The 18636-nt window shown below is 56.6% G+C and carries 20 protein-coding genes; 12 read left to right on the forward strand and 8 right to left on the reverse strand.

Annotation, left to right across the window (positions count from 1 at the left end):
• Positions 1–31: 31 nt before the first annotated feature.
• On the reverse strand, positions 32–1717 hold the full coding sequence (locus tag B0B09_RS16105) for an acyl-CoA dehydrogenase family protein (protein ID WP_076660936.1): 1686 nt from the start codon (positions 1715–1717) through the stop codon (positions 32–34).
• Between the two features lie 147 nt (positions 1718–1864).
• Here B0B09_RS16105 and B0B09_RS16110 point away from each other — a divergent pair, with 147 nt between their 5' ends.
• On the forward strand, positions 1865–2635 hold the full coding sequence (locus B0B09_RS16110; protein ID WP_076660937.1) for a sulfite exporter TauE/SafE family protein: 771 nt from the start codon (positions 1865–1867) through the stop codon (positions 2633–2635).
• A 39-nt stretch (positions 2636–2674) separates the two neighbouring features.
• On the opposite strand, the gene B0B09_RS16115 is transcribed toward B0B09_RS16110, so the two are convergent.
• Positions 2675–4273, reverse strand: a complete 1599-nt coding sequence (locus tag B0B09_RS16115; protein WP_076660938.1) for a phosphoenolpyruvate carboxykinase — start codon at positions 4271–4273, stop codon at positions 2675–2677.
• Positions 4274–4585: 312 nt separating this feature from the next.
• Here B0B09_RS16115 and B0B09_RS16120 point away from each other — a divergent pair, with 312 nt between their 5' ends.
• From B0B09_RS16120 to B0B09_RS16150, 7 genes are read left to right on the forward strand one after another with little or no spacing between them, the layout of a single operon-like run.
• Positions 4586–5287 (forward strand): response regulator transcription factor, encoded by a 702-nt coding sequence (locus B0B09_RS16120; protein ID WP_055295931.1) that lies wholly within the window; start codon positions 4586–4588, stop codon positions 5285–5287.
• A gap of 3 nt (positions 5288–5290) precedes the next feature.
• On the forward strand, positions 5291–7027 hold the full coding sequence (locus tag B0B09_RS16125; protein ID WP_076660939.1) for a sensor histidine kinase: 1737 nt from the start codon (positions 5291–5293) through the stop codon (positions 7025–7027).
• 11 nt (positions 7028–7038) lie between these two features.
• Entirely contained in the window at positions 7039–7464 is a 426-nt protein-coding gene (locus B0B09_RS16130) for an HPr kinase/phosphorylase (protein ID WP_076660940.1), read from the forward strand.
• Complete coding sequence (rapZ, locus tag B0B09_RS16135; RefSeq protein ID WP_076660941.1) at positions 7461–8378, forward strand: RNase adapter RapZ; 918 nt, start codon at positions 7461–7463, stop codon at positions 8376–8378. Before B0B09_RS16130 ends, rapZ begins: the two co-directional genes overlap by 4 nt.
• A complete protein-coding gene (locus tag B0B09_RS16140; protein WP_076660942.1) occupies positions 8375–8770 on the forward strand; it encodes a PTS sugar transporter subunit IIA in 396 nt (131 codons plus the stop codon). The genes rapZ and B0B09_RS16140 overlap by 4 nt, the downstream gene beginning before the upstream one ends.
• Complete coding sequence (locus tag B0B09_RS16145; protein ID WP_076660943.1) at positions 8767–9036, forward strand: HPr family phosphocarrier protein; 270 nt, start codon at positions 8767–8769, stop codon at positions 9034–9036. Before B0B09_RS16140 ends, B0B09_RS16145 begins: the two co-directional genes overlap by 4 nt.
• A gap of 30 nt (positions 9037–9066) precedes the next feature.
• Positions 9067–9945 carry a lysophospholipid acyltransferase family protein gene (locus B0B09_RS16150; RefSeq protein WP_076660944.1) on the forward strand — a complete coding sequence of 293 codons (879 nt, stop codon included), beginning with the start codon at positions 9067–9069 and terminating at the stop codon, positions 9943–9945.
• Here B0B09_RS16150 and B0B09_RS16155 read toward each other — a convergent pair.
• Positions 9942–10817 carry a 3-hydroxybutyryl-CoA dehydrogenase gene (locus B0B09_RS16155; RefSeq protein ID WP_076660976.1) on the reverse strand — a complete coding sequence of 292 codons (876 nt, stop codon included), beginning with the start codon at positions 10815–10817 and terminating at the stop codon, positions 9942–9944. The genes B0B09_RS16150 and B0B09_RS16155 overlap by 4 nt on opposite strands.
• Before the next feature lie 159 nt (positions 10818–10976).
• Between B0B09_RS16155 and B0B09_RS16160 the strand changes: the two genes are divergently transcribed.
• A complete protein-coding gene (locus tag B0B09_RS16160; RefSeq protein ID WP_076660945.1) occupies positions 10977–11822 on the forward strand; it encodes a DUF6473 family protein in 846 nt (281 codons plus the stop codon).
• Between the two features lie 49 nt (positions 11823–11871).
• Here B0B09_RS16160 and B0B09_RS16165 read toward each other — a convergent pair whose 3' ends face one another.
• The 5 genes from B0B09_RS16165 to B0B09_RS16185 form a co-directional block, all read right to left on the reverse strand.
• Positions 11872–12798 (reverse strand): electron transfer flavoprotein subunit alpha/FixB family protein, encoded by a 927-nt coding sequence (locus B0B09_RS16165; protein WP_055295939.1) that lies wholly within the window; start codon positions 12796–12798, stop codon positions 11872–11874.
• A complete protein-coding gene (locus B0B09_RS16170; protein WP_076660946.1) occupies positions 12798–13556 on the reverse strand; it encodes an electron transfer flavoprotein subunit beta/FixA family protein in 759 nt (252 codons plus the stop codon). The genes B0B09_RS16165 and B0B09_RS16170 overlap by 1 nt, the downstream gene beginning before the upstream one ends.
• A 174-nt stretch (positions 13557–13730) precedes the next feature.
• The gene (locus B0B09_RS16175) at positions 13731–14306 is read right to left on the reverse strand and encodes a cob(I)yrinic acid a,c-diamide adenosyltransferase (protein ID WP_076660947.1); all 576 of its coding nucleotides are present in this window, start codon (positions 14304–14306) and stop codon (positions 13731–13733) included.
• Between the two features lie 3 nt (positions 14307–14309).
• On the reverse strand, positions 14310–14516 hold the full coding sequence (locus B0B09_RS16180) for a twin transmembrane helix small protein (protein WP_076660948.1): 207 nt from the start codon (positions 14514–14516) through the stop codon (positions 14310–14312).
• Positions 14517–14575: 59 nt separating this feature from the next.
• Positions 14576–15403 carry an SDR family NAD(P)-dependent oxidoreductase gene (locus B0B09_RS16185; protein WP_076660949.1) on the reverse strand — a complete coding sequence of 276 codons (828 nt, stop codon included), beginning with the start codon at positions 15401–15403 and terminating at the stop codon, positions 14576–14578.
• Positions 15404–15519: 116 nt separating this feature from the next.
• Here B0B09_RS16185 and B0B09_RS16190 point away from each other — a divergent pair, with 116 nt between their 5' ends.
• From B0B09_RS16190 to B0B09_RS16200, 3 genes are all read left to right on the forward strand, one after another.
• Positions 15520–17862 carry a DNA topoisomerase IV subunit A gene (locus B0B09_RS16190; protein ID WP_076660950.1) on the forward strand — a complete coding sequence of 781 codons (2343 nt, stop codon included), beginning with the start codon at positions 15520–15522 and terminating at the stop codon, positions 17860–17862.
• 71 nt (positions 17863–17933) lie between these two features.
• Positions 17934–18368, forward strand: coding sequence for a c-type cytochrome (locus B0B09_RS16195; RefSeq protein ID WP_076660951.1), 435 nt, complete (start codon positions 17934–17936; stop codon positions 18366–18368).
• 173 nt (positions 18369–18541) lie between these two features.
• Positions 18542–18636: GTP-binding protein (locus tag B0B09_RS16200; protein WP_018590913.1), on the forward strand; the 95-nt coding region annotated here is incomplete at its 3' end.

The following is an 18636-nucleotide window of genomic DNA, read 5'->3' on the forward strand; positions in this document are numbered from 1 at the left end:
ATCAGTTAGGCGTCCCTGTGCCGAAATCAACCTAGTCGAGCAAGCGACGTGCGATCACTTGGGCTTGGATTTCGGCTGCCCCTTCAAAGATATTCAGGATGCGCGCGTCGCAAAGAATGCGGCTGACCTTGTATTCCAGCGCGAAACCGTTGCCGCCGTGGATTTGCAGCGCATTGTCAGCGCAGGCCCACGCAATGCGCGCACTCAAGAGTTTCGCCATGCCTGCTTCGAGGTCGCAGCGGCGGTCGTTGTCTTTCTCATGCGCGCTGAAATAGGTCAGTTGCCGCGCGACCATGATCTCCACCGCCATCATGGCGAGTTTGCCCGCGACACGGGGGAAATTGATCAGGGATTTGCCGAATTGCTTGCGGTCCTGGGCGTATTGCATCCCTACATCCAGTGCGGATTGGGCCACGCCGACGGCACGGGCAGCGGTCTGGATGCGCGCGCTCTCGAAGGTCTGCATCAGTTGCTTGAACCCTTTGCCGGTTTCGCCGCCAAGCAGGTTTTCACCCTTCACTGCAAAGCCGTCAAAGGCCAATTCGTATTCCTTCATGCCGCGATAGCCCAGCACCTCGATCTCACCGCCGGTCATGCCGGGGGTCGGGAAGGGGTGTTCGTCCGTACCGGGCGTTTTTTCCGCAAGGAACATGGATAGGCCACGATAATCACTCGTGTCGGGGTCGGTGCGCGCCAGCAAGGTCATCACATGTGTGCGCGAGGCGTGGGTGATCCACGTCTTGTTGCCGGTCACTTCCCAATCGTCGCCCTTCTTGACGGCGCGGGTGCGCAGGTTGCCGAGGTCGGAGCCTGTGTTGGGCTCTGTGAAAACGGCTGTCGGAAGAATTTCTGCAGAGGCAAGGCCGGGAAGCCATTTTTGCTTTTGCTCTTCGGTGCCGCCGCAAAGAATCAGCTCTGCTGCGATCTCGGACCGTGTTCCGAGTGAACCGACCCCGATATAACCGCGCGACAATTCTTCTGACACCACACACATAGATGCTTTGGACAGGCCGAAACCGCCGTATTCTTCCGGAATGGTAAGGCCAAAGACGCCCATTTCGGCCATTTCGTCGATGATTTCGAGCGGGATCAATTCGTCCTTGAGGTGCCAGTCATGGGCGTGGGGTTCGATGCGGTCGATGCTGAAACGCCGGAACTGCTCGCGGATCATCTCAAGCTCGTCATCAAGACCTGAGGCGCCAACAGTGATGTTTGCGGATTGCTCTTCCATCAGCGCAACAAGTCGCATGCGCGCAGCCTGCGTGTTGCCGGACTGCGTCAACGTCATGACGGCGGGTTCCATCAGGGCGCGCATGTCATCCTGGTTTAGCCCGATATCTTGCAATCGCAGGATTTCGCCTTGGCTCATCGGGATGCCGCCGTAGATTTGCCAAAGGTATTCACCAAAGGCGATCTGGTGCAGCAACTGTTCAACTTCGCCAAATTTGCCCTCGGCTTGCAGACGTTCGGCCCACTTCTGCATTTGCTGCAAAGACTGTGCGTATGTCGCCAGCCATGCCAGACCATGTGCCGCAGTCTGGTTCTCTTCGATCAGCGCACCCGAAATTCGCCCGCCATCGGTGACAATCGCGCGCACAGCTTCCTTGGCGCGTCCAAGCACGTCTTCGACCGCAGGAATGGTGGCAGCGGTGAGCGCCAAAAGATCGCCCAGAAGGGGGCTTTGGTTCAACGTCATATCCTGACCATCATGCGGCATTTTGCGACTCCGTTCAATTTGCAGGTGCAGAGATAATCATAATGCAGTTGCAGCGCAATAAATATTCACAAAGATATCACAAAACGAACAAAAGTGTCGCAGTGAAAATCCTGCTGGCATGCGGCACCCAATGTCGTAAGAGACGACATGCCAGAATTTTCGCCTCTTCTCACCCCTACGATTTTTCTCTTTGCATTTGCAGTTACGCTGCTGGGTGGATTTGTCAAAGGTGCCGTTGGGTTCGCGATGCCGCTGATCATGATTTCCGGCATGGGCATTCTGATCCCGCCCGAGCTGGTGATTGCAGGTATCGTTTTTCCGATTGTGATCAGCAATGCTTTGCAAGTCGCGCGTTCGGGGTTTGGCAATGCGCAGGCGGCGCTCAAAGAACACTGGCGCTATGTGCTGGTGGTTTGTGTGATGATCCTTGTGGCCGCGCAGTTCGTACGGAGCATCCCTGGCAATGTCATGTTTATCGTGTTGGGTGTGCCGGTTGTGGGTCTGTGTATTATTCAACTGATCGGGTGGCGCCCTCAGATCACACCGCGATGGCGGCGGCCTTTTGAATGGGTTGCAGGCGCATTGGCAGGAACGCTGGGGGGATTGGCAGGAACGTGGGGCCCGCCCACAGTTCTGTATCTGCTTGCATTAAACACACCGCGTACCAGCCAGATGTCTGTGCAGGGGGTAATTTACGGGCTCGGGTCGGTGATGCTTTTGCTCGGGCATTTGCAGTCGGGCATCTTGAATGCCCAGACATGGGGGTTCTCCGCAGCCCTTGTCGTGCCTGCGCTGGTTGGAATGTGGCTCGGGTTTCGTCTGGGTGACCGATTTGACCAAGAACGATTCCGGCGTGTCACGCTTTGGGTTCTGGTCATCGCAGGCGTTAATCTGATCCGGCGCGGCCTTATGGGGTAGGGAAGGGGTAAGGTGGATCGAGATCCACCTTACGCTGTTTTACCCGATCGCAGCGGCCTTGACGTCGTCATCAATGAAAGGGACGTATTTTTCAAAGTTGTCGCTGAACATCGTGACCAGTTTGGCCGCCTGTGTGTCATAGGCTTCTTTGTCTGCCCATGTGTCACGCGGGTTCAGCAGCTTATCGTCGACACCTTCCACAGATACCGGGACTTCAAAGCCGAAATAGGCGTCCTTGCGGAAGGTGCTTTCAATCAATGTCCCATCGAGCGCCGCTGACAACAGCGCGCGTGTCGCCTTGATCGGCATCCGCGATCCCGTTCCGTATGCACCGCCTGTCCAGCCGGTGTTCACCAGCCAGCAGGTTGCACCATGGCTTGCGATTTTCGAGCGCAACAGGTTGCCGTAGACCTCTGGGCGGCGCGGCATGAAGGGGGCGCCAAAGCAGGTGCTGAATGTGGGCTCTGGTTCGGTGACGCCGCGCTCTGTGCCGGCAACCTTGGACGTGAAACCGGACAGGAAGTGATACATCGCCTGCGCTGGCGTCAGTCGTGCGATGGGAGGCAGCACACCGAAAGCATCGCAGGTCAACATGATGATATTCTTGGGGTGGCCGCCCAGTGCGGTTTCAGACGCGTTGGAGATGTAATTCAAAGGGTAGGCGCAGCGCATGTTTGCGGTCAGGCTGTCGTCGTCAAAGTCGAGTTCCAGCGTCTCGGGATCGAAAACCATGTTTTCGATCACAGTATGCGGCATAGAGCAGGTGGCGTAGATTTCCGGCTCTGCTTCGGGGTCGAGGCCGATTGTCTTGGCGTAGCAGCCACCTTCGAAGTTGAACGTGCCGCGCTCGGACCAGCCATGTTCATCGTCACCGATCAGAACCCGGGTTGGATCTGCGGAAAGCGTTGTTTTACCTGTCCCTGACAAGCCGAAGAATACGGCTGTGTCGACCGGATTGCCTGGCGCGTGGTTGGCCGAGCAGTGCATCGGCATAATGCCTTTTTCGGGCAGCAGGTAGTTGAGCAGTGTGAAAACCGATTTCTTGTTTTCGCCAGCATATTCGGTGCCGCCAATCAGGATCAGCTTTGCCTCAAAGTTCAGTGCGATCACAGTCTCGGACCGGCACCCGTGTTTTTCGGGATCTGCCTTGAAGGTCGGGCAGTTGATGATAGTGAAGTCCGGCACGAAGCTTTCAAGCTCTGCGGCGTCCGGGCGACGCAGCAGGTGACGGATGAACAGGCCATGCCATGCCAGTTCGGTTACCACACGCACATCAAGCCGATGTGCGGGGTCAGCGCCCCCAAAAAGATCCTGCACGTTGTAGGTGCCACCCTTCATATGTGCCAGCATATCAGCATAAAGCGCGTCAAATTTAGCTGGGTCCATGGGCGGATTGTTTTCCCACCAGATCGTATCAACAACGCCTTCGGTTTTGACGACGAATTTGTCTTTGGGCGAACGGCCTGTGTGCTTCCCGGTGGTGACAAGGAATGTTCCGCCTTTGCCCGTCACACCCTCACCGGCGGCAACGGCCGCTTCGTGCAGTTCGGTTTCAGAGCGGTTGTAATAAACATAACCCAGCCCTGTGATGCCTTGATCTTCAAGTTTCATCGATGGGTTGACCGTACCTTGGTCCATGGGTTCGCTCCTTTATGAAAAAGCCAAAGCGGCTAGCGATGTTCATCCATAGCACCAAGTTTTCAAGGGCAGCTACCCTCGTTTCGCATCGTTAGCGCAACCAATCTGATGTTAGCGCAACCATTTTTGGTGGTGGGCGGGGTGCGACCAAAATCATACTGGGGAATTTTGCGTTTTTCGGCAAAAGTACCGCAAATATGGCGTTTTCGTGGCGTAGGATGAGTTAAGTATTGATTCGCTTAGGTAAAACGTTGAAAAGTCTCAGGCAGCGCCTCGAAGAGCGCCGAGCATATCGAAAGAAGGATTTCCACCATGTCGAGAATTGCACTTGTAGACGATGACAGGAACATCCTCACGTCCGTTGCCATGACGCTAGAGGCGGAGGGTTTCGAGGTTGAGACCTATAATGACGGTCTCTCCGCGCTCGAGGCTTTCAACAAACGGATGCCTGACATGGCTGTCTTGGACATCAAAATGCCACGGATGGACGGAATGGATTTGTTGCAAAGATTGCGGCAAAAGACCTCCATGCCCGTTATTTTCCTGACTTCCAAGGACGATGAGATCGACGAAGTGCTTGGTTTGCGCATGGGGGCTGACGACTACGTAAAAAAGCCATTTTCGCAGCGTTTACTTGTTGAACGAATCCGTGCGCTCTTGCGCAGGCAAGATGCGATTGCGGGCGAAGAGATTGAGGAAACCGAAGACACCAAAGTGATGGTCCGAGGTGAGTTGGTGATGGATCCGCTCCGTCACGCAGTGAAATGGAAAGGGAGAGACGTATCCCTAACGGTGACGGAATTTTTGTTGTTGCAGGCGCTGGCCCAGCGGCCCGGCTTTGTAAAAAGCCGCGATCAGCTGATGGATGTGGCCTATGACGACCAAGTTTACGTGGACGATCGGACGATCGACAGCCACATCAAGCGGCTGCGGAAAAAGATGCGTAACACAGATGACGAGTTCTCTGCGATCGAGACCCTTTACGGGATCGGGTACCGCTACAACGAAGAGTAAGCCATGACGGCTTCGCCCAAAATTGACGTACGCGACCTCAAGTCCGTGCGCGCAGCGGCGCGTACGCCTGATCTTGTGCTCGGTGATGATTGGGTTGATCCGGACTTTGTCACCGAAGAGATCGAAGTTGACGAGATTCCGGGCGGGCGTTTGTTCGCGCTGCGGCGGTCGCCAATTGCACGCAAGATTATCACCTTTAACCTGATCGCTTTGATCATGCTGATTTCCGGCGTGCTCTATCTCAGCCCCTCGCGTGACAGCCTTGCATTTCAGCGTGCCAACGGATTGGTCAACGAGGCGCAGCTGATTGCCGATGTTTTTGAAGGGCAGCTGCCCAGAATTGCGCCGGTAAACCTTGTCACGGCAGACGGGATCAATCCGACAGCCACTTTGGAGGGGTTGAACCTGCGAGGCGGCGTCGAGGTTTCTGTTTTTGCACCAGATACCACTCTGGTGGCCCGCGCCAGCGGCAGCCTTAACCAAGAACAGATTGCCGAGCTTGAAGCGCAGACTGGCGGCACGTTCATCCTCGATTTTCTTGTTTCGGTTTGGGACGGGCTGATCAGCCTTGGCTCGTTCGGGCAGGGAGACACCAGTGAGCAGGACGCGCTTGTGCGGCTGTCTCAAGAGAATGTGCGCGACGCGATCCTGAACGGCACTCAATTGGAAGCAACGGAAATCAACGGGGCGACAACCTTTATCGTCACAACGCCCATCATGCGTAATGATGTGGCCGTTGGGGTCATTGCCGTCACGACTGCCGCTGGTGAGGTTGACAGCCTTGTCCGCCGTGAGCGCGAGCAATTCCTGCGCCTGTTCTTTGTGGGTATTCTGGTGAGTGTCGGTCTCAGTCTGGTACTTGCCTCGACGATCGCCAATCCGCTGGCACAATTGGCCACTGCCGCAGAGGCCAGTCAGGAAAAGAATGCGCGCAAGATGTCCCCTGGCCGTGTCCGTATCCCTGATCTGAGCGGGCGCCCCGATGAAATTGGCCGTTTGTCCGCCGCCCTGCGCAGCATGGTGTCGGCGCTGTATGAACGGATCGAAGGGAACGAACAATTCGCCGCAGATGTGGCGCATGAAATCAAGAACCCTTTGGCCTCGCTGCGCTCAGCCGTGGGGACGATGCGCGTGGCCAAACGCGACGACCAGCGCGAGCGTCTGCTGGAAGTAATCGAACACGATGTGAAGCGTTTGGACAGGCTTGTCAGTGACATCTCGAACGCGTCACGCCTCGACAGTGAACTTGTGAAGGAAGAGGAAGAGTCCTTTGACCTGATCAAGATGTTGGGGAATATCGGTGAATTCCTTGGCAAGGACGCCCAGCTTCGCGGCGTCGATTTCGTGACTGACCTGCCCGAAGGTACGCTTATGGTCCAGGGCCTCGAAGGGCGCATGGCGCAGGTCTTTGTCAATCTGATCACAAATGCGATTTCCTTCTGTGACAAAGGCGATGCGATCCGCATCTGGGCGCGCACCCGTCAGAACCGGGTGCTGGTCGTGGTCGAAGACACAGGCCCCGGTATTCCTGATGATGCGCTGACCAAGATTTTCCAACGCTTCTATTCCGAGCGCCCCGAAGGACAGTTCGGCAACAACTCCGGCCTTGGTCTGGCGATCTCCAAGCAGATCGTCGAAGCCCATGGCGGCGCAATTTGGGCCGAGAATATCCGACCAACCGATGCCGACCCTACGTCAGAGCCACTGGGTGCCCGTTTTGTTGTTGGCCTGCCAATCTAGGGGCATCCATCATGGCCGCATCCCATACTCTGCACGCGACCTCTGTGGCATGGGACAATCGCGCCGTCATCATCACGGGAAAGTCTGGCTCGGGTAAATCTGCCTTGGGGCTGCAACTTATTGCACTCGGCTGCAAATTGGTTGCGGATGATGGTGTGCGCCTTACGTTGGACAACGACAATGTGGTCGCGCAAGCACCGGACACCATCAAAGGGCTGATCGAAGCACGCGGAATCGGTATCCTGAATGCACAGGTGCAGCGCCGTGCGAGGGCTGTTTTGGTCGTAAACCTTGATCAATCTGAGCAGACGCGCCTGCCCGAGGCGCGATCTTTTGAAGTACTGGGACATAATCTCCCCTTGATCTACCGTGTGGACGCGCCACACTTTGCCGCAGCAATTTTACAAATTCTCAAATCCGGTTGGAGTGATCGATGACCAAGACGGGTGAAGCCCCGCAGGATCAGGCCCCTAGCGTGGTCTTGGTCACCGGCCCGTCCGGAGCTGGGCGCTCAACGGCTATCAGGGCGCTTGAGGACTTGGGATATGAGGTCATCGACAACCTGCCGTTGTCGCTCTTGCCGCGCCTGCTCGAGGGTCCGCCGCCGGTGCGTCCGCTGGCTTTGGGCATTGACGTGCGTAACCGTGATTTCAGCATCAGTGCGTTGATTGACACGATTGACCGGCTGACAGGCAAGGGGCAGTTTCCGGCGCAGGTTCTCTATATGGATGCCAACGAGGAAGAACTTGTGCGCCGCTATTCCGAGACGCGGCGGCGGCATCCTTTGGCCCCGGGTGGTCCGCCACTTGCCGGCATTCAGGCCGAGCGCGAACTCTTGATCCCTATCCGTGCGCGCGCCGATGTGCTGATTGATACGACAGGCATGTCGCCGCACGAGGCCAAGGCGGAAGTTGAGCGATGGTTCAGAACGGGCGAGGGCGGTGCCAAACTCGGCGTCACATTGCATTCTTTTTCTTACAAACGCGGTCTGCCGCGCGGCATGGACATCGTGATTGATTGCCGTTTTCTGCAAAATCCCCATTGGGAGGAAAACCTGCGCGTCCTCGACGGCCGTGATTCTGCCGTGGCGGCCTATGTCGCGGCTGATCCGCGCTTTCCGCCATTTTTCGCACAGGTGAAGGGCCTCGTGGATTTGCTTCTTCCTGCGCATAAGGACGAGGGCAAAGCGCACCTCTCAATCGCCTTTGGCTGTACAGGGGGCAAACACCGCTCGGTTGCAATGACAGAACGGCTTGCAGAGGCCCTTGCACAAGACGGGTGGCATGTGTCTAAACGACATCGCGAATTAGAGCGGCGCGATGCGCAAAGGAAAAGGGAAGACGTGGTTTGATTGGTATCGTCATCGTGGCGCATGGGGGGTTGGCGCAGGAGTATCACGCCGCGGTCGAGCATGTCGTTGGACCGCAGCCCGGCATGGTCAGTATTGCGATTGGCCCCGAAGATGACCGCGCGGCGAAACAGACCGAAATCTGCCAGGCTGCAGATGATGTCGATACCGGTGACGGTGTAGTCATCGTCACGGATATGTTTGGTGGTTCGCCGACCAACCTTTCGCTCAAGGCCTGTAGCCCGGAAAACCGCCGTATCCTTTATGGAGCAAACCTGCCGATGCTCATCAAACTTGCCAAATCCCGCAAGGCCAGCGTGCCGGATGCTGTCGAAGCGGCCATTGCTGCGGCGCACAAATACATCAATAGTCACAACGGGGGGCTTCCCCAATGACCCAGATGCGTTTGAAGATCGAGAATATCAAAGGTCTGCACGCGCGCGCGTCCGCCAAACTGGTCGAGGTTGTCGAAAGCTTTGATGCCGAGGCCATAGTCAGCAAGGATGGTGAACGCACCAGCGGCGACAGCATCATGGGGCTTTTGATGTTGGCAGCCTCCATCGGAACCTTTATTGACGTGGAAACCCGCGGGCCGCAGGAAAAAGAGCTTGCTGCGGCAATAGAAAACCTTGTTGCCGATAAATTCGGTGAGGGCGACTGATGAATGTCAGGATCGGATAGGACAAGTGCATTGACCGACACGACCCCCAAGGCCCCCGCACAGACCTCCGCCTCAAAGCCTGTCCCGCACGTCTATAACCGGCGGGCGCTGACCTATTCGGAAACGTTTGATCACCCCGTGCGGCGCACGGTGATCAAGACGATTGAATGGCTTACGGGGAAAATCAAGATTATCCGGATGGTCCGCGCATTCGAAAAGCGCGGCAGGTTCGAAGATCAGGCGTTCTGGCGTAATGCGTTGGATGTCATGGGGATTGATGTGACAACGCCGGACGAGCAGTTGGCGCGCATTCCCAAGACCGGGCCAGTCGTTGTTGTCGCAAACCATCCGCACGGGCTGGTTGATGGCATGATCTTTGCCGAATTAATCGGGCGTGTGCGCAGCGACTACCGTATCCTGACACGCGCTTTCCTGACCGATATTGATGAAGGTGCCGGTAAGTTTCTCATCCCTGTCCCGTTTCCGCATGAAGAGGGCGCACAGGCCAAGATGGTTGAGATGCGCAAGCAAGCCATGGCGCATTTGAATGCCGGTGGCGTCGTTGCCGTCTTTCCTTCCGGGGTCGTCGCATCGTCTGACACGCTGTTTGGTCCCATGATTGAGCGGGAATGGAACCTTTTTACAGCCAAGATGATCCGGATGTCAGGCGCGCGGGTTGTACCGCTCTTCTTTCCGGGGGCGAATTCGCGCTGGTATCAAATGGCCAACCGCATATCGCCGACCCTGCGCCAGAGCCTGTTGATCTATGAAATTGTCAGGGCTTGCGGCAAACCGCAAAAGCCTGTGGTCGGCCATCCGTTTGATGCGGACGAAGTCAGGGCACGCTTGAGTGACCAACGCGCCTGCATGGACTGGATGCGCCAAGAAACACTGCGCCTGAAAGACTAGCGCGTGGGGACAGGCGTGCCGCTGCGGTAGTCATAGAATCCGCGTTCCGATTTCCGACCCAGCCAGCCTGCTTCGACATATTTGGTGAGCAAAGGGCAGGGGCGATACTTGGTATCGGCCAAACCATCATGCAGCACGTTCATAATCGCCAGACAGGTATCCAGTCCGATGAAGTCAGCCAGTTCCAGCGGCCCCATCGGGTGGTTCGCACCCAGCTTGAGCGAAGTATCAATGGATTGCACCGACCCCACGCCTTCATAAAGCGTATAGATTGCCTCGTTGATCATCGGCATCAGGATGCGGTTGACGATGAAGGCTGGAAAATCTTCCGCCGTCGCGGATGTTTTTCCCAATCGCTCTACCACTGCGTGGCAGGCCTTGAACGTAGGTTCGTCAGTGGCGATGCCGCGGATCAGTTCAACCAGCTGCATGATCGGAACAGGGTTCATAAAATGAAACCCCATGAACTTTTCGGGACGGTCTGTCCGTGATGCCAGTCGCGTAATCGAGATTGACGAGGTGTTGGACGTCAGGATCGTGTCCGGCTTCAGGTGCGGCACAAGATCTTCGAAAATCGCGGTCTTGATCGTCTCGCGCTCAGTCGCGGCTTCGATGATCAGGTCGGTCTTGCCCAGATCGGTCAGGGTCGGCGTCGTTGTAATCCGCTTCATCGCGTCGGTCTTTTGCGCTTGGGTGATCAGTTCTTTGCTGACCTGGCGATCCAGATTACGCTCGATCAGCGCAACGGCGGCGTTCAACGCGTCCTGGCTGATATCTGTCATCAGCACTTCATATTCCGCAAGGGCAAAGACATGGGCAATGCCGTTGCCCATCTGACCTGCGCCAACGATGCCTACCTTTTCAATTGTCATGATCATTCCTTTAACGGTTGACCGCACCATAGGCCTCTGGGGGGGGCACCTTCAAGTCAGGCGTTTAGGTAAAATTCTTATCAAATGCCGTCATTAGCAAATTCGCAAATGAATTGGGCGAATCTGTCGCTCGGGTGATGACTATACGGGGTGCCAGCCATGCGACACGAGACGATTGAAACAGGCGAGCTTTCTTATTCGCCCTGCCGGTACGGGAATTCACGAATGCTGTTTCGTGGGCCCCGCAAACGGCTTGATCTGCCGTATCTTGCGTTTATCGGCGGGACCGAAACCTATGGCAAGTTCATTGAAAAGCCGTTTCCAACCCTTGTTGAAAAGGCCATGCGCCAGACCTGCGTGAACTTTGGGTGTGTCAACGGCGGGATTGATGCCTTTGTAAATGATCCGACGATCATGGATATCTGCGCTGAGGCCGATTTGACCGTGGTGCAGGTGATGGGGGCAAATTACCTGTCAAACCGGTTCTATTCGGTCCATCCGCGGCGGAACGACCGGTTCCTGCGCGCCTCAACCGTCTTGCAGGCGATCTATCAAGAGATCGATTTTTCAGAGTTTTCCTTCACAAGGCATATGTTGAATACGCTGCACGCCACATCTCTGGAACGTTTTGAAACCGTCGTGATTGAGTTGCGCGCGGCATGGCTGGCGCGGATGCGCAATATGCTGGGTCAGATCGGGCGACGGAGCATCCTTCTGTGGTTTTCCGAGGATGCCATGACGGATAAGCATTGGGCCGACCGTCCGGGTCAGTTGCAGGTCGATCCCCTGTTTATCACGGCGTCGATGATTGATGAGCTGCGACCGCTGGTCAAAGACGTTGTCGTCGTAAACCCGACACAGCGTGCCTTGTCGCGCGGATCACGCGGCATGTTCTTTCCAACAAGCCAGGCCAAAGCCGCTTCTGAAATGCTGGGGGTAGATTGCCATGTTGAGGCGAGCGCAGCCCTGATTCAATCCATCAGAAACCAGCTCTACGCCCTATAAAAAAGGCCCCAGCGTGGCTGGGGCCCTTTCTTTTCAAATGTGTTAGCTTTTAGAGCTTGCCAGTCAGTTCCGGCACAGCATCAAAGAGGTCTGCCACCAAGCCAAAGTCAGCCACCTGAAAAATTGGTGCTTCCTCATCCTTGTTGATCGCCACGATGATCTTGCTGTCTTTCATGCCCGCAAGGTGCTGGATTGCACCCGAGATGCCAACGGCCACATAGAGTTCGGGCGCTACGACCTTGCCGGTCTGCCCGACCTGCCAGTCATTTGGGGCATAACCACTATCCACCGCAGCGCGGGACGCGCCGACAGCAGCGTTCAGCTTATCTGCCAGCTTTTCGATCAGCGCAAAGTCCTCTTCCGACCCGACACCACGACCACCGGACACAACGACACCCGCAGATGTGAGTTCGGGGCGATCAGAAGCTGCGACTTTGTCTTCGACCCATTCAGACAGGCCTGGGTCGCCGGCGGCACCGATGCTTTCGACCGAGGCAGAACCACCCATCGCCGCGGCATCAAAGCCGGCAGTACGAATAGTCATGACTTTGGTGGCGTCAGAAGATTTGACTGTCTGGATCGCGTTGCCCGCATAGATCGGACGCTCGAATGTGTCCGCGTCAACCACGGCAGTTACTTCAGAGATGATCATCGCGTCCAAGAGTGCAGCCACCCGTGGCATGACGTTTTTCGCGTCCGTGGTGCCGGGGGCGGCGATATGCGTGTAATCGCCTGCAAGTGACACAATCAAAGCGGCGGTAGGCTCGGCGAGGCGGTGACCAAGGGCCGGATCTTCCGCGCAGAGCACTTTGGAGACGCCTTCAATCTTTGCAGCCTCGTCAGCAGCCGCTTGCGCGGAAGCACCCGCGCAAAGCACGGTCACATCGCCCAAAGACTTGACCGCAGAGACGGCCTTTGCTGTCGCATCAACGGCCAATGCGCCGTCAGTGACTTCACCAATCAGAAGTACAGCCATTATACAGCCCCCGCTTCTTTGAGTTTCTCGACAAGTTCATCAACCGACCCCACAATGATACCGGCCTTGCGGGCCTCTGGCTCTGTGGTGCTCACGATGCTGAGGCGCGGCGCGACGTCAACGCCGTAATCGGCAGGTGTTTTTTCATCCAAAGGCTTTTTCTTGGCCTTCATGATGTTGGGAAGCGACGCATAGCGCGGCTCGTTCAGGCGCAGGTCCACAGTCACAATTGCTGGCATTTTCACCTTGATCGTCTGCAGGCCGCCATCCACTTCGCGGGTCACGGTCGCACTGTCGCCATCAACATCAACTTCAGAGGCGAAGGTCGCCTGTGACCAGCCCAGCAGGGCCGACAACATCTGGCCAGTGGCATTCATGTCATTGTCGATTGCTTGCTTACCGCACAGCACCAGACCCGGCTCTTCTTCCTTGACGATCGCGGCAAGGATTTTCGCAACAGCGAGCGGTTCAATGTCGGTGTGCACATCGTCAGCAGCAACAACAAGGATGGCACGGTCGGCACCCATTGCAAGCGCGGTGCGCAGTGTTTCCTGGCTCTGCTTGACGCCAATCGAGACGGCGACGATTTCTTCAACTTTGCCCGCTTCGCGCAGACGGATCGCCTCTTCCACAGCGATTTCATCGAACGGGTTCATCGACATTTTGACGTTCGCGAGATCAACACCGGAGCCGTCCGCTTTCACACGAACCTTCACGTTGTAGTCAATCACGCGCTTGACGGGTACGAGGACCTTCATTTGCGTTTCTCTCCCAAGAATCTGATTAGTTTACGTCTCGCACCGTTGTTAGCCTGCGCTGGCGTGTGAAAACAGTGCAAAATCGACGCGGAAGAAGTCACCGACGCCACGTTCTTGACGTGAACGTAAGGTCAAACCCCGATGGCGGGGTTTGCTGTGTGCTTTATCGGCAGATTAACCGCGGTTCGCGCCAGGGACCCAAAGCACATCATCATTGCCGTTGTTATTGGCTATGCGAGAGGCTTGGAAAAACCAGTCAGACAAACGGTTCAGGTATTTGACCGCCGCGGGATTGACCGACTCGTACGTGGCTAATTCGACGGTCAACCGTTCGGCACGGCGCGACACGGTACGGCAAAGATGCAGATGTGCCGCGAGTGCGGACCCACCAGGCAAAATGAAACTGCGCAGGGGCTCGACCTCTTTGGTCATTGTATCAATCTGGCTTTCCAGACGCGCAACTTGCGCATCGGTCATGCGCAGCACCGGGTATTCTGCTTCGCCGTCTTTCTCCATATCAGGGCGGCAAAGGTCCGCACCGAGATCAAAAAGATCATTCTGGATCATGGCAAGCTGGGCATCCATCTCGCCGGTGGCATGCAGGCGCGCCAGACCGACGGTTGCATTCGTTTCATCGACCGTGCCGTAGGATGTCACCCGCATCGAGTGTTTGGCAACGCGGCTGCCGTTACCAAGGGCCGTTTCGCCGGAGTCTCCGGTTTTTGTGTAGATCTTGTTGAGAACGACCATCGGTTAGTTTCCTCCACCGCGCAAATAGACAAAAATCAGGATCATCACGACCGCAAGGAATTGTGCACCAATGCGCCAGCGCATGATCTTGTTTGCGTGTTTGCGGTTATACTCACCGCCCTTGCCAAAGCTGCCGATACCCCACATCAAAATGACGAGCACAACCAGCACTGACACAGACATTGCCCAAAAAAGCGGGTCATTGGCCATTGGTTCGATCCTTCCTTAATTCCTCTCGCATGTAGCAGGGCGCGCCGGAAAGAAAACCCTCAGCCGCGCAAAATGACCGCATCAAGAAGCCGCGTTGGCAACACGCGCCGCAAAAAACCCATCAGATAGGTGGGGGTCGTGACATAGTAGCGCGGTTTCGGGCGTGCAGATGTCAGGGCGTGCAGGATTTTTCTGGTCACCGCCGAGGGGGGCAACTCGAAACGGTCCGGTCCGTTGTCGTCATAGAGCCGTGATCGCAACTGTGCATATTGGCCGGCCCGCGCCGATCCTTCCCAGTCAATCCATTTCTCGAAGTGCGGGATCGCATTTTCGCGGATCTTGGCAGTGATCGGGCCGGGTTCGATCAGGATCACCTTGATCGGCGTGTCGCTCATTTCGATGCGCAAGACATCTGTCAGGCCCTCGAGCGCATGTTTGGTTGCGACATAGGCCCCGCGCCAGCGCAGCCCCACAAAGCCCAAAACGGATGAGCAATTGATAATGCGCCCATGCCCTTGCGCCCGCATGACAGGGATGACCAGCCGTGTGAGTTCATGCCAGCCAAAGACGTTGGTTTCAAAAATCGCGCGTAGCGCGCCGACGGGCAAATCCTCGACCGCACCGGGGCAGGCATAGGCGCCGTTGTTGTAAAGCGCGTCCAACGTACCCCCCGTTGCTTCCAGCGTTTCGGCAAGGCCGGTCACGATGCTGTCGGCGTCGGTATAATCAATGCGGGGGCTTTCAAAGCCTTCGCTGCGCATCCGGTCGCAGTCTTCTTGCTTGCGGCAACTGGCAAAAACGCGCCAACCGGCCGCCCGCAGGCCATATGCCGCATCATAGCCGATGCCCGAGGATGATCCGGTGATGAGAATGGATTTTTCTGTCATTTCGGTTCTTTGACCTGTGCGAAACGTTCTGGCAAGCCTCGGTCTTTGTGACTGGCGAAAGGGCGCGCAAATTTCGGCGCTTTACGCCAGAATCTTGGCCCGCTAAACCAGACACTATGAATGATGAAACAGAGACCGGCCTTGGGCCCAATGACGTCACTGAAAGTCTGCGCCGTGCGATTGGTGACAGGTATCTGACCTATGCGCTCTCGACAATTATGCACCGTGCGCTGCCTGATGCGCGTGACGGGCTGAAGCCGGTACACCGGCGCATCCTTTACGCTATGTCACGGTTGCGCCTGTCGCCCACGGGCGGATTTTTGAAATCTGCAAAGATCAGCGGCGATACGATGGGCGATTTTCACCCGCACGGTGATGCCGCGATTTATGATGCCATGGCGCGTTTGGCGCAGGATTTTAATGTGCGCTATCCGCTGGTGGATGGTCAGGGGAACTTTGGCAATATCGATGGCGATAACCCTGCCGCTTCGCGTTACACCGAAGCGCGTATGACCGCCGCCGCCGAGGCGTTGCTGGAAGGTTTGTCCGAAGACAGTGTGGACTTTCGCGACAACTATGACGGGCGGCTGACCGAGCCGGCAGTCTTGCCAGCCACATTCCCCAACCTTCTTGCCAACGGGTCAAGTGGCATTGCCGTAGGGATGGCAACGAATATCCCGCCGCATAACCTGCATGAACTGATCGACGCTTGCCTGCATCTGATCAAAACCCCCGATGCCCGCGACGACACTTTGCTAAATTACATCCCCGGCCCTGATTTCCCCACAGGTGGTGTGATTGTCGAACCCCCCGCCAATATTGCCGAGGCCTATCGCACAGGACGTGGGTCTTTCCGTTTGCGCGCCAAATGGGAAGTCGAGGATCTGGGCCGTGGGCAGTGGCAGATTGTGGTCACTGAAATCCCCTATCAGGTGCAGAAATCGAAACTGATCGAAAAGCTGGCCGAGGTGATCCAGCTTAAGAAAGTGCCACTGCTGGCCGATGTGCGCGACGAAAGCGCCGAGGATATCCGCGTGGTGCTGGAACCGCGCGCAAAGACCGTCGACCCCGAGGTCATGATGGGCATGCTGTTCCGCAATTCGGATCTGGAAACGCGGTTCAGCCTGAATATGAATGTGTTGATCGACGGGCTGACGCCCAAAGTGTGTTCCCTCAAGGAAGTGCTGCGCGCCTTCCTTGACCATCGCCGCGATGTCCTGATCCGGCGGAGCAAATACCGCTTGGAAAAGATCGACCATCGGCTCGAGGTGCTTGAAGGCTTTATCATCGCCTTCCTTAATCTTGATCGCGTGATTGATATCATCCGCTATGACGACGATCCCAAAAAGGCGTTGATGGTCGAGGACTGGGGCCGCGACCATATCCGCGCCACCTCCGAAGTTGATTATCGCTCGCCGATCGTGCCGGGGGCAGATCCTGAAATCTCGCTCACAGAAGTGCAGGCCGAAGCGATCCTGAACATGCGCCTGCGCAGTTTGCGACGTCTGGAAGAGTTGGAACTGATCGCCGAGCGTGACGCATTGATGGAAGAGCGCGCAGGGATCGAGGATTTGCTTGAAAGCGACGACCTGCAATGGAGTCGCATTGCCGAGCAATTGCGCGAAACCCGAAAGGTCTTTGGCCGCGATAGCGCAGGCGGGGCGCGGCGCACGCAGTTTGCCGAAGCCACCGAGGTTGTGGATGTGCCGCTTGAGGCAATGATCGAGCGCGAGCCGATTACGGTTGTTTGTTCGCAAATGGGCTGGGTCCGCGCAATGACCGGCCATATTGATCTGACCCGCGAGTTGAAATTCAAGGACGGCGATGGCCCGCGCTTTATTTTCCACGCGGAAACCACCGATAAATTGCTGGTCTTTGGCGCAAACGGCCGTTTTTATACAGTCGGCGCCGCCAATCTGCCTGGCGGGCGCGGTATGGGCGAGCCGTTGCGTTTGATGATTGATCTGCCCAATGACGTCGAGATCATCGATTTCCTGATCCACAAACCGGGCGAAAAGCTGCTGGTCGCCTCGGCTGAGGGCAACGGTTTTATCGTGCCCGAAGAAGAGGTTCTGGCGCAGACGCGGACCGGCAAGCAGGTGCTGAACGTCAAGGATACTGTCGCGAAGGTCTGCCGCCGCGTGGCGGGCGACCATGTGGCGGTGGTGTCCGAGAACGCGAAGCTTTTGGTCTTTGAAGTGGGTGAATTGCCTGAAATGGGCCGTGGCAAAGGCGTGCGCATCCAGAAATACAAAAAGGCGGCCGGGCGGCAGGGTATGCTTGAGTTGGATGGCGGGTTGTCGGACATCACGACATTCGCTTGGGAAGACGGGCTGTCCTGGCAGATGGGCGGCGGTAAAACGCGAACCGAGCCGGACATGACAGAGTGGAAAGGCGCGCGGGCCGGTGTCGGCAAGCGCCCGCCACACGGTTTCCCCAAAAACAACCGGTTCATTTAATCGTTTGACCTTCCAGTGCGGGAAGCACCTAGCCTGTTCCCAAATGGAATAGCGGATGAATGGTGCTGAGAATGAACAAAGTTGCAATCGGTGTATTTGCAGCGCTGGTAGGCGCTGGGGTTTACGTGATGACAGGTGCGGCTGATGCGCCCAACGTCGCTGATACAAAACCTGAAGCCGAGGCTGGCCCGTTGGTTGATGTCATAATTCCAGCGCGCTTCACCGAGCAGCAGGCAATGGGCCAGATTGCGTTCGAAGCCAATTGTGTCGTGTGTCACGGCGTCAATGCGGCGGGGCGTGATGGCGTGGGCCCGCCCTTGGTTCACAAGATTTATGAACCGTCGCATCACGGTGATGAGGCATTTCAGCGGGCTGTCGCACTTGGCGTGCAGGCGCACCATTGGCCGTTCGGGAATATGGCGGCTATTGAGGGGCTAACGCGCGCTGACGTGGCGACGATTGTTTCCTATATCCGCGCCCTACAGGTTGAGAACGGGATCAATTAGGCCAGTCTGAACCCAGCGCCATCGTGCAAATGCGGATCAACCACATTAAAGGATGTGCATTTCGTTTCCGTTATCGCAAATGCGCCACTTGATTTCCCATCCATTTCCAAATACATCGCCCGCGATGTTGGACCGGGCCGCTTGTGGCCCCTCAGAATTAAGGGCCCTGCAAAATGGCAAAGGCAAAGTTTGAACGTAATAAGCCGCACGTAAACATTGGCACAATCGGCCACGTTGACCACGGCAAGACCACCCTGACCGCTGCGAT

The sequence above is a fragment of the Yoonia rosea genome (assembly GCF_900156505.1).
Lineage (GTDB): Bacteria > Pseudomonadota > Alphaproteobacteria > Rhodobacterales > Rhodobacteraceae > Yoonia > Yoonia rosea.